Annotated in this window: 12 protein-coding genes and 1 pseudogene; 2 read left to right on the top strand and 11 right to left on the bottom strand. The window is 67.3% G+C overall.

Annotation, left to right across the window (positions count from 1 at the left end):
- The coding region (locus tag RMN84_RS00385; protein ID WP_309610232.1) for a helicase C-terminal domain-containing protein at positions 1–708 on the top strand (708 nt) is incomplete at its 5' end.
- Here the strand turns inward: RMN84_RS00385 and RMN84_RS00380 are convergent.
- The 7 genes from RMN84_RS00380 to RMN84_RS00350 all read right to left on the bottom strand — a co-directional run bounded on the left by RMN84_RS00380 (position 640) and on the right by RMN84_RS00350 (position 5,757).
- Positions 640–1,032, bottom strand: coding sequence for a MerR family transcriptional regulator (locus tag RMN84_RS00380; protein WP_309610231.1), 393 nt, complete (start codon positions 1,030–1,032; stop codon positions 640–642). The genes RMN84_RS00385 and RMN84_RS00380 overlap by 69 nt on opposite strands.
- Before the next feature lie 8 nt (positions 1,033–1,040).
- Positions 1,041–1,370: an integration host factor subunit alpha gene (locus RMN84_RS00375; protein ID WP_309610230.1), complete on the bottom strand. Its 330-nt coding sequence runs from the start codon at positions 1,368–1,370 to the stop codon at positions 1,041–1,043.
- 113 nt (positions 1,371–1,483) lie between these two features.
- Positions 1,484–2,446, bottom strand: a complete 963-nt coding sequence (locus RMN84_RS00370) for a beta-ketoacyl-ACP synthase III (protein ID WP_309610229.1) — start codon at positions 2,444–2,446, stop codon at positions 1,484–1,486.
- Complete coding sequence (gene plsX / locus RMN84_RS00365) at positions 2,443–3,489, bottom strand: phosphate acyltransferase PlsX (RefSeq protein ID WP_309610228.1); 1,047 nt, start codon at positions 3,487–3,489, stop codon at positions 2,443–2,445. The genes RMN84_RS00370 and plsX overlap by 4 nt, the downstream gene beginning before the upstream one ends.
- Before the next feature lie 22 nt (positions 3,490–3,511).
- Complete coding sequence (gene rpmF, locus RMN84_RS00360) at positions 3,512–3,691, bottom strand: 50S ribosomal protein L32 (RefSeq protein WP_309610227.1); 180 nt, start codon at positions 3,689–3,691, stop codon at positions 3,512–3,514.
- 140 nt (positions 3,692–3,831) lie between these two features.
- Positions 3,832–4,494, bottom strand: coding sequence for an MBL fold metallo-hydrolase (locus RMN84_RS00355; protein WP_309610226.1), 663 nt, complete (start codon positions 4,492–4,494; stop codon positions 3,832–3,834).
- 9 nt (positions 4,495–4,503) lie between these two features.
- The gene (locus RMN84_RS00350) at positions 4,504–5,757 is read right to left on the bottom strand and encodes a dipeptidase (RefSeq protein WP_309610225.1); all 1,254 of its coding nucleotides are present in this window, start codon (positions 5,755–5,757) and stop codon (positions 4,504–4,506) included.
- Positions 5,758–5,822: 65 nt separating this feature from the next.
- Here RMN84_RS00350 and pabB point away from each other — a divergent pair, with 65 nt between their 5' ends.
- Positions 5,823–7,568 (top strand): aminodeoxychorismate synthase component I, encoded by a 1,746-nt coding sequence (gene pabB, locus RMN84_RS00345; RefSeq protein ID WP_309610224.1) that lies wholly within the window; start codon positions 5,823–5,825, stop codon positions 7,566–7,568.
- On the opposite strand, the gene pdeM is transcribed toward pabB, so the two are convergent.
- The 4 genes and pseudogenes from pdeM to RMN84_RS00325 all read right to left on the bottom strand — a co-directional run.
- Entirely contained in the window at positions 7,565–8,227 is a 663-nt protein-coding gene (gene pdeM / locus RMN84_RS00340; RefSeq protein WP_309610223.1) for a ligase-associated DNA damage response endonuclease PdeM, read from the bottom strand. The two genes, pabB and pdeM, sit on opposite strands and share 4 nt — an antisense overlap.
- Positions 8,228–8,266: 39 nt before the next feature.
- Positions 8,267–8,725, bottom strand: a complete 459-nt coding sequence (locus RMN84_RS00335) for a hypothetical protein (protein ID WP_309610222.1) — start codon at positions 8,723–8,725, stop codon at positions 8,267–8,269.
- A gap of 7 nt (positions 8,726–8,732) precedes the next feature.
- On the bottom strand, positions 8,733–8,972 hold the full coding sequence (locus RMN84_RS00330; RefSeq protein WP_309610221.1) for a hypothetical protein: 240 nt from the start codon (positions 8,970–8,972) through the stop codon (positions 8,733–8,735).
- Between the two features lie 52 nt (positions 8,973–9,024).
- Positions 9,025–10,462, bottom strand: a pseudogene (locus RMN84_RS00325) (DNA ligase-associated DEXH box helicase); the annotation flags it as partial.

Here is a 10,462-nt window from a genome sequence, read left to right as displayed (position 1 = left end):
CCCCGCCCCGCGCGCCGGTTCGCAGCGGACAGCCCGTTCGACTACGCCAGCGCCGCCGAAGTGCTGATCGTGACCGATTTGCCGCGCGGCGACGTGCCGGCGCTGGCCGGGGCCTATGCCCGGCTGATCGCGGCGGCGGGCGGCGGGACGCTGGGGCTGTTCAGCGCGATCCAGCGGCTCAAGGCGGTCCATGCGCGCATCGCCGACCGGCTGGCGCGCGACGGGCTGCCGCTGCTCGCCCAGCATGTCGACCCGATCGATGCGGGCACGCTGGTCGATATCTTCCGCGACGATCCGCGCGCGTCGCTGCTCGGCACCGATGCGCTGCGCGACGGGGTCGACGTGCCGGGCGAATCGCTGCGGCTGGTAGTGATGGAGCGGGTACCGTGGCCCCGGCCGACGGTGCTGCACGCGGCGCGGCGGCTGGCGGGGGGCGGGAGTGCCTATGACGACCGCATCGTCCGCGCGCGGCTGGCGCAGGGGTTCGGAAGATTGATCCGGCGGCAGGGCGACAAGGGTCTATTCGTCATCCTGTCGAGCGCGATGCCGTCACGGTTGCTGACGGCGTTTCCGCCGGAGGTGATGGTGTCGCGGGTGCCGCTCGACCTGGCGATCGCGCGGGTGGCGCGGAGATTGGGATCAGGCGGAGAGGGCGGCGGCGAGCCGGTCGCGCAGCTCGACGAGGCGGGCGACATCGGGCGCGGGTGATGCGGGGCCTGCTGCGGCAGCCACGGGCGCGATTAGCGTCGACGTCAACGGCGCGACGACCGGCGCGGGCTGCGCATCCTTGTCCGCCAGCAATTTCTGGACGCCACGCACGGTGTAGCCCTGCTCGCTCAGCAACCCGTGAATGCGGCGGGCGAGTGCGACGTCAACGGCGCGATAATAGCGGCGATTACCGGCGCGCTGGAGCGGGCGGAGCTGCGGAAACTTGCTTTCCCAATAGCGCAGGACGTGCTGCGGCACGCCAAGATCGGCCGACAATTCGCCGATCGTGCGAAAGGCATCGGGAGCCTTGTCCCCGGTCTCCATTGGCCCGATTACTTCGCGATCTTTTCGCGCATCATCTGGCTGGCGCGGAAGGTCATGACGCGGCGTGGCGCGATCGGCACTTCGATCCCGGTCTTGGGATTGCGGCCGACGCGCTCGCCCTTATCGCGCAGGATGAAGCTGCCGAAGCCGGAGATCTTGACGTTCTGGCCCTCCGACAGGGCGTGGCACATGTGGAACAGAAGCCGTTCGACCATGCTCGCGGCCTCGGCGCGGGACAGGCCCAGCTGGCGATGGACGACGTCGGCCAGATCGGCGCGAGTCAGCGTTCCCGAATGGAGTCCGCCATCCTGTGCTCGCGCAACGCCCGCATCCGCCATGGTCTTTCTCCGTCCGGTCGCCCGGCGTCGCCCCCCGCGATACCTTTAGCGAACGATACTCGCCGAATCATACATGTCGGCAAATCGACAATTGGCCGATTCGCCGTGCTATTTCAATAGCGCAGCACGGCGGCGCCCCAGGTGAAGCCGCCGCCCATGGCTTCGAGCACGACGATGTCGCCACGCTTCACCCGGCCATCCTTCACGGCGACGTCGAGCGCGAGCGGCACCGAGGCGGCGGAGGTGTTGGCGTGGCGGTCGACCGTCAGCACCACTTTGTCGGGGGAGAGGCCGAGTTTTTTTGCGGTGGCGTCGAGGATACGGGCATTGGCCTGATGCGGAACGACCCAATCGACGTCGGCCGTCTCGAGTCCCGCGAGGTCGAGTACTTCACCCATGACCGACGCGAGATTGAGGACGGCGTGGCGGAACACTTCGCGACCCTTCATGCGCAGCTTGCCGACCGTGCCGGTGGTCGAGGGGCCGCCGTCGACATAGAGTAGCTGATTGTGACGGCCGTCGGCGTGCAGTTTCGTCGCGAGAATGCCGGCGGTGCCGCCCTCCTCGGCGGCAAGCACTACCGCCCCCGCACCGTCCCCGAACAGGACGCAGGTCGTGCGATCTTCCCAGTCGAGAATGCGGCTGAAGGTTTCCGCGCCGATAACCAGCGCCGCCTTCGCGCCACCGCTGCGGATCATCGAGTCGGCGACGGTCAGGGCATAAAGGAAGCCCGAGCAGACCGCGGCGACGTCGAACGCCACACAATCGTCGATGCCGAGCGCGGTCTGCACCTTTGTTGCGGTCGCCGGAAAGGTCTGGTCGGGGGTGGCGGTGGCCAGCACGATCAGGTCGATCTCGCTCGCCGCGATCCCGGCATGGTCGAGCGCGCGGCGCGCGGCCTCGGTCGCGAGCGTGCCGGTCGTCTCGTCGTCGCCAGCAATATAGCGGGTGCGAATGCCAGTGCGCTCGACGATCCATTCGTCGGTCGTGTCGAGCTGTTTAGCCAGTTCGGCATTGTCGACGCGGCGTGCCGGCAAGGCGGAGCCGACTCCGGCGATGACTGCGCGAAGGCTCATATGGCGTCCCCGGCGAAGGCGTGGGCGCGGAACTCGTCGAGATCGTCGCCGATCTTGCGGGTGATGTCGTTGCGCACCATCCGCGCCGCGACCTGGATGGCGTTGGCGATGCCGGTCGGATTGGCCGAGCCATGGCTCTTCACGACGAGCCCGTTGAGGCCGAGGAAGACTGCGCCATTGTGGTTGTTGGGGTCGAGATGGACCTTGAGCATATGCAGCGCCGGCTTGGACAACGCGAAGCCGGCCTTCGACCGTAGTGACGAGGTAAAGGCGCGGCGCAGCAGGTCGGTGACGAAGCGGGCGGTGCCCTCGGCGGTCTTGAGCGCGATATTGCCCGAGAAGCCGTCGGTGACGACGACATCGATTTCGCCGCGCGACAACTGGTCGCCTTCGGTAAAGCCGTTGAAGCGGAACGGGAGGTAAGTCGCCTCGCGCAACATCGCGGCAGCCTCCTTCAGCTCGTCAGTGCCCTTGAGCTCCTCGGTGCCGATGTTGAGCAGCTTTACCCGCGGCTGATCGACGCCGAGGACGGTGCGAGCATAAGCGGCACCCATCACCGCGAACTGGACCAGGTTCTGCGCATCGCATTCGGTGTTGGCACCAAGATCGAGCATGACCAGATCCTGGTCGCCGAGCGAGGGCAGCAGCGCAGCGAGCGCGGGTCGGTCGATCCCCGGCATGGTGCGCAGCGCGAGCTTGGCCATCGCCATCAGCGCGCCGGTGTTGCCGGCGGACATGGCGGCGTCGGCGTGGCCTTCCTTTACCGCGTTGATCGCCATGCCCATCGAGGTGGTGCGGGCGCGGCGAATCGCTTGGCTCGGCTTCTCATGGCCTTCGATCGCGTCGGCGGCGTGATGGATAGTGGTGGCGGCGGCGACGCCGGAGTGACGCGCGATTTCGGGCGCGATCAGCGCTTCGTCGCCATAAAGATGGAAGCTGAGGTCGGGATCCTTGCGACGCACACGCGCCATGCCGGCGACCATTGCCGCCGGGCCGACGTCTCCGCCCATGGCGTCGATTGCGATGCGCGGGCCGGCAGTCATCGCCTGAACCCCACTCGCGACCTCAGGCCTCGGTCGAGACGATCTCGCGGCCATTATAATGGCCACAGGCGCTGCACAGATTGTGCGGGCGCTTCAGCTCGCCGCAATTCGGGCATTCCTGAAAGCTGGCCGGAACCAGCGCATGATGGCTGCGGCGCATGTTGCGCTTCGAGGGCGACGTTTTTCTTTTGGGGACGGCCATTGCGGCACCTGCTCACTTCAAATAAAAAATCGACCACCCTCGCCCAGCTCATCGGGGGCTAGCCCCGCGGCGGCGGCCGGATGGTCGCGAACGAGGGTGCCATATAGCGAAAAGCCGGAGCGAAGCAAGCGCGGTTGGTTTCAGGCGCTTGCCAGCACCCGGTCGGCGACGAAGGGATTGCTCTGCCGCTCCTGCGCAAAGGTCGACATCGGGCCGTGGCCGGGGATGAAACTGGTATCGTCGCCCATCGGCCACAGCCGCTGCGTGATCGCATCGAGCAGCTGCTGGTGATTGCCGAGCGGGAAGTCGGTGCGACCGATCGAGCCCTGGAACAGCACGTCGCCAACAATCGCCAATTTCGATTCGGGGTGGTGAAAGACGACGTGGCCGGGGGTGTGGCCGGGGCAATGGCGGACGTCGAGCGTGAGGTCGCCGACCGTCACGGTATCGCCGTCGACCAGCCAGCGGTCGGGCTCGAACGGTTTGCCCATGACGCCATAATTGCGGCCGTCGTCCTCCAGCCGGGCGATCCAGAAGCGATCCGCCTCGTGCGGGCCTTCGATCGGCACGCCCAATTCCTCGGCGAAGATCCCGGCCGATCCGCAATGGTCGATATGACCGTGGGTGAGCAGGATCTTCTCGATCGTGACGCCGGCCTGCGCGATCGCCGCGCGCAGTTTCGGCAGGCCGCCGCCGGGATCGACAAACGCGCCGCGCATCGTCTTGGTGCACCAGACGAGGCTGCAATTCTGCTGCAGTGGGGTGACCGGCAGGATTGCGGCGCGGAGGGACGGTTCGCTCATGCCGGCGAATTAGAGAGCGGGCGGGAGCTTGTCCATCGCGGCAGGAACGTCCTTCATCGCCTTCGCCGTCGCTTCGGCCCCGTGCAGGGCGCGCAGGACGTTGCCGCCGGCGAGTTTGGCGAGGTTGGCGTCGGACCAACCGCGGCGGATCAGTTCCGCCAACACAAGCGGATAGTCGTCGACGCCGGTCAGGCCCTCCGGCCCCGCCGGAATGCCGTCGAGGTCGGCACCGAAACCGACATGGTCGTGCCCCGCTACCTGCGCGACATGGTCGATATGATCGGCGACGTCCTTGACCGTGACCGGCGGCGCGGGATGAGCGGATTCCCATGCCTTGAGCCCGGCCGCGACGGCCTTGCTGTCGTTACGAATGATTGTCTTGAGCCGCGCTTCCTCACCCGCCTTGGTCGATTCATACTGGAGCCGCGCGGGCGAGAGGAACAGCGGCACCCAGTTGACCATCACCACCCCGCCGTTGGCGGGCAGCAGCTTGAGCACGTCGTCGGGGACGTTGCGCGGATGGTCGTTGAGGGCGCGCGCCGACGAGTGGGAGAAGATCACCGGGGCGCGGCTGGCGGCGATCGCCTGACGCATGACCTCGGGCGAGACGTGGCTCAAGTCGACCAGCATGCCGAGCCGGTTCATCTCGCCGATGACCTTCAGCCCGAATGGTGCCAGGCCGCGGAATTTCGGATCGTCGGTGGCGCTGTCGGCCCATTCGGTCGTCTGGTTGTGGGTCAGCGTCATGTAGCGCGCGCCGAGCCGGTAGAATTGGCGAAGTGCGGGCAGGCTGCCGCCGATCTGCCGCCCGCCCTCGATCCCGATCAGCGAGGCGACTCGCCCAGCCTTGTGGATGCGGACGATATCGTCGGCGGTGAGTGCGCGCTCGAGGTCGCGGGGGTAAGCGGCAATGATGCGGTCGACGATGTCGATCTGCTCGATCGTCCGGCGGATCGCAGCGTCGCCGGTGATCGTGCCGTCAATGAACACCGACCAGAATTGGCCGCCGACGCGCCCGGCACGGAGGCGCGCCATATCGGTCATCAGTGGGTGGTCAGACCAGGCGGCGGTGCCGCTGGCGAGGTTGGCGATGGCTGAGCCGTGATATTCGCCGAGCTGCTCGGCAAGGTCGTTGTGGCCGTCGATCAGCGGGGTGCGCTTGAGGATGCGGTCGATGCGGGCGCTCACCTTGGGGTCGATCGACGGCGGCGCGGCCGGCGCGACCGTTGGCAGCAGCGCGGCGATCAGCAAGGCCATTTTCATATGTTTGTATCCCTTCGGTTCGCGACGGGTTTACGGAGCGGGGCGAAGCGGGGCAATTGGCAAGCATGAGTTTCGTTCTGTTTGCAGATGCCCGCGCGGGCGGCGCAGCGCGCCTGTACCGGACGCCGCATCGCGAAATCGTGGCGACGACCATGGCCGAGGTGCGCCCGGCGCTGGAGGAGGTGCGGGCGGCGGTGCGCGGGGGGGCGCATGCGGCGGGCTATCTGGCTTATGAGGCGGGGCAGGCGTTCGAACCCCGGCTGGCCGCGCAAGCACGGATCGGGGCCGGGCCATTGCTATGGTTCGGTCTGTTCGAGGGGTATGAGACGGTCGATCCGGCTGGGCTGGCCGACGCGGCGAGCGCCTTTGTCGGGCCTGTGCGACCGAGGATCGAGCGACAGGACTATCTGGCGGCGGCGGGACAGGTGCGCGAGCATCTGTTCGCGGGTGATTTCTATCAGGCCAATCTGACGTTCGGCTGCGACGTGGCGGTCGGGGGATCGCCGCTGGCGCTGTTCGCGCGACTGCAGGGCCGGTCGCGCGCCGGCTGGGGCGGAGTGTTGCGCTTTCCCGGCGGGACGCTGGTGTCGCTGTCGCCCGAGCAATTCTTCACGTTGCGCGATGGCCAGCTCGATGCGCGGCCGATGAAGGGCACCGCGCCGCGCGACGCCGATCCGGTAAAGGATCGTGCGTTGGCGCAGGAGTTGGCCGCCGATCCCAAGCAGCGCGCCGAGAATCTGATGATCGTCGACCTGCTGCGCAACGACCTGGCCCGCGTCGCCGAAACCGGCAGTGTCGCCGTGCCGCGACTGTTCGAGGTCGAGAGTTATCCGACGGTTCATCAATTGGTGTCGAAGGTCACTGCGCGCCTCCGTCCCGGGCTCGATGCGATCGACGTGCTGGCCACGATTTTCCCATGCGGGTCGATTACCGGCGCGCCCAAGATCGCCGCGATCGAGGCACTGCGCCGGCTCGAGCCCGAGGCGCGCGGAGCCTATACTGGCTCGATGGGCTGGATCGAGCCGGGGCGCGACGCAAGCGCGGGCGACGCCGCGTTCAACGTGCTGATCCGCACGCTGGAACTGCGCGACGAGGCGCCGGGGCTGGCGCGGCTCGGGCTGGGCGCGGGGCTTGTCGTCGACAGCGAGATGGAACAGGAGTGGGCCGAATGCCTGCTCAAGGGAAGTTTCGTGACGGCTGCCGCACCGACGTTCGATCTGATCGAGACGATGCGCTTTGACGCCGAGCTGGGCATCCAGGAACTTGATCGCCACCTCGACCGGATGCGTCACGGGGCGCAGACCTTCGGCTTCAAATTCGACCGCCACGCGGCGCGCAACGAGCTGCAGGCGGCGACCTTTCGCCGCCGCGAACCGGCGATGGTCCGGCTGCTGCTGGCACCGAGCGGGGCGATGGCGATCCAGGTCAAGCGGCTGGAGCGGCCGGCGATGGGGCCGGTGGCGGTGTCGCTGAAGCCGATGCCGGTGCCGTCGGACGACATCCGACTGCGTTTCAAGACCAGCGACCGACGCTTCTACGACGAGGCGCGCAAGGCCAATGCGACGTTCGAGACGATCTTCGTCGACGACCATGGGCGGCTGACCGAGGGCAGCTTCACCAACATTTTCGTCGAGCGTGGCGGGCAGTTGCTGACCCCGCCGCTGGCGCGGGGGATCATCCCGGGGATCCTGCGGGCGAAGCTGATCGACGAAGGGCAGGCGCGGGAGGCGGAGCTGGTACCCGGCGACCTCGGCCAGGGGTTCTTCGTCGGCAATATCCTGCGCGGGTTGATGGCGGCGAAGCTCGTCTAGGCGGCGATCGGGAAACGGAGGAGGCGGTCGGTGACCGGGACCAATGCGGTCGCGCCGGGGCCGACTTTCTTCAGAATCTCGGGATGATGCGCGTCGAGGCCGCCGGTGAGCGAGCCATAGGCCGGCAGGATCAGCTTGGTCGCGGTCGCCACATAGCAGCGACGCGAGACGTTGCGTCCCTTGCGGTGGAGGCGCAGCTTGGGGTGGAAATGGCCCGAGATTTCGGGGGCCGGATCGCCCGCGGCCGCTTCGTGGCGCAGGACGATGCCGGCGACGGTCAATTCCTCGGCGATGCGCCCGCCGCAATGATCGACGAAGCCGGCGTCGTGATTGCCGGTGATCCACACCCAGTCGAGCCGCGCGGTCAGCGAAGTGAGCAGCGCGCGGGCGTCGGCCGGGAGCCGGTCGCAGCCGAAGCGGTCGTGGAAACTGTCGCCGAGGCAATAGAGGGTGGTCGCGCCGCTGCGGTCGATATCGCGGGCCAGCGCGCTGAGCGTTGCGTGCGAATCATAGGGCGGCAGCAACTGGCCGAAGCGGGCAAACCAGCTGGCCTTTTCGAGGTGGAGGTCGGCGACCAGCAGCGCGTTCTCACTCGGCCAGAACAGCGCGCCTTCAGGCGTGGCGAGGAAGTCGTGATGGGCGAACGAAGCGGGAACCATTGCTCCTGTTAGACGCGATGCCCCGGTTGCGGGAAGCGTCTAATGATCCTCGATGCTCAAAACATGGTCGCGCAAGGCGCGCGCGTCGTGCAGCGCATTGTGCGGTACCGTGCTTGCGCCGGCGGTGCTGAACCCCGGCAGGGCGACGAAGCGGAAGCGGAGCGGCGGGGTGCGGACGATCTCGCCCGGGCCGGTCAGCAGCAGCATGCAGATGTGGGAGATATCTTCCGGCCAGTCGGCAAGAATCTCGATCTCGCGGTCATTGGCGAGGAAGGTCGCGAGGGCATGCGCCGCCGAGGCACGGTCGAGCGGTGGCCCCTGATGCGCCGGGGGCACGTGATTCATGTAGGGCAGGACGTGGCGCTCGACCCAAGGGTGATACTCTTCGGGCGGCGGCAGGACGAAATACAGCTCCTCGTCGCCATGCTCGGCAACCAGTGCGAGCGACATCAGCGCGCCGCCGAAGCCATTATATTCGGTGTCGAGGAAATAACGCACTTAGGGGCTATTGTGGCGGATGCTTGGCGGCGTCGCGCTCGGCGCGGGCGCGCCGTTCGTCTTCCTTGCGCAGTTCGCGCCCGCGATTTTCGTCGGCCTCGGACTGGCTGGTCGTCGCCGCATCGACTCCCGACCCGACCGCCTTGACCGGGATCGAGACGACATCGACCGCAGTCTTCGCGATCGAGCCGACGATGCAGCCGCCGGGAACGAGCAGGACGAGCGGGAGCAGGAGACGCATACGCATGCCTGCGCTTATCGCGGAAATTCCGGGCAGGGCAATCACGCTTCGCCCGAACTCAGTCGAGCCGCATTGCTTCGGCGGCGAGCGCCTCGGCCTCGATCAGCAGCGCATCGTCGGCGCTGCCCGCCGGAAGCGATTCGCGGCCGATGACGACCATCAGCGGGACGGCCAGCGGCGTCACTCGGGTGGCGCGGACGTGGATCATCTGGTCGGCGGCGCGCTCGACCAGCCGGGCAAGGCGGCCAAGCTCGGTCATGCGCGCGTGCGCATCGTCCCAGGCGGCGGTCAGCAGCAGGTGGCCGGGCTCATATTTGCGCAGCACATCGTAGATGAGGTCGGTCGAAAAGCTGACCTGGCGCCCGGTCTTGCGCTTGCCAGGATGCTGGCGCTCGACCAGCCCGCCGATGACCGCGACCTCGCGGAAGGCGCGCTTGAGCAGGTTGGACTGTTCGACCCACTCGACGAATTCATGTTCGAGGATGTCGGGCGACAGCAAGGGCGCGGGATCGGTGACTTCCTCCAATCCGTAGCAGGCCAGCGCATAGTCGTTGGCGACGAAGCCGAGTGGTTTCAGCCCGGCGGTCTCCATCCGCCGCGTGATGAGCATGCCGAGCGACTGGTGCGCATTCCATCCTTCGAAACTATAGATCACGAAGAAGTGGCGGCCTTCGTGGGGGAAGGTCTCGACCAGCAATTGGTCGGGTTCGGGCAGGATCGATCGCTTGCCCTGGACTTCGAGCCATTCGCGGACGTCGTCGGGGAAGCGCTGCCAGTCATCGGGGCTGCACAGGAAGCGACGGACGCGGTCGGCGAGGTGGGTCGTCATCGACATCCGCTGGCCGCCGTAGGTGACGAGCCGCGCCGCCTTCGACGAGGCGTGGACGATGATGTCGCTGTCCTTGAGTTGCTCGACCTCGAGGCTCAATCCGGCGAAGAAGAAATGGTCGCCCGGCGCGAGAGTCGAGGCAAATCCCTCCTCGATCGTGCCGAGCCTGCGGCCATTCTTGAAGCGCACGCTCATCAACGGCTGCTCGACGATGATCCCGGCGTTCATGCGGTGCTGCACGGCGACCGCGGGCCGCGTAATCCGCCAGCGCCCGTCGGGATCGCGCACCAGCCGGCGGAACTTGTCGTAGGCCTTGAGCGCGTAGCCGCAGGTGGAGATGAAGTTGAGCACTTCCACGAATATTTCGTCGCGCAAGCCAGCGTAGGGCGCGGCCGAGCGCAGTTCGGCGAGCAGCTCGGCCTCCTCGAACGGCCCGGCGCAGGCCACTGCGAGGATATGCTGGGCGAGCACATCGAGCGCGCCCGGGCGGAAATTCTCGGGGTCGAGCTCGCCGTCGTCGATCGCGTCCAATGCCGCGCGGGCTTCGAGATATTCGAAGCGATTGCCCGGCACGATAATGCCGGTGCTCGGCTCATCGAGGCGGTGGTTGGCGCGGCCGATCCGCTGCAGCAGGCGCGAACTGCCCTTGGGCGCGCCCATCTGCACC

This window comes from Sphingomonas sp. (assembly GCF_031380695.1).
Taxonomy (GTDB): Bacteria; Pseudomonadota; Alphaproteobacteria; order Sphingomonadales; family Sphingomonadaceae; genus Sphingomicrobium.
The sequence above is the reverse complement of the archived record's forward strand: the minus strand, read 5'-3'. Positions and strand labels throughout refer to the sequence as shown.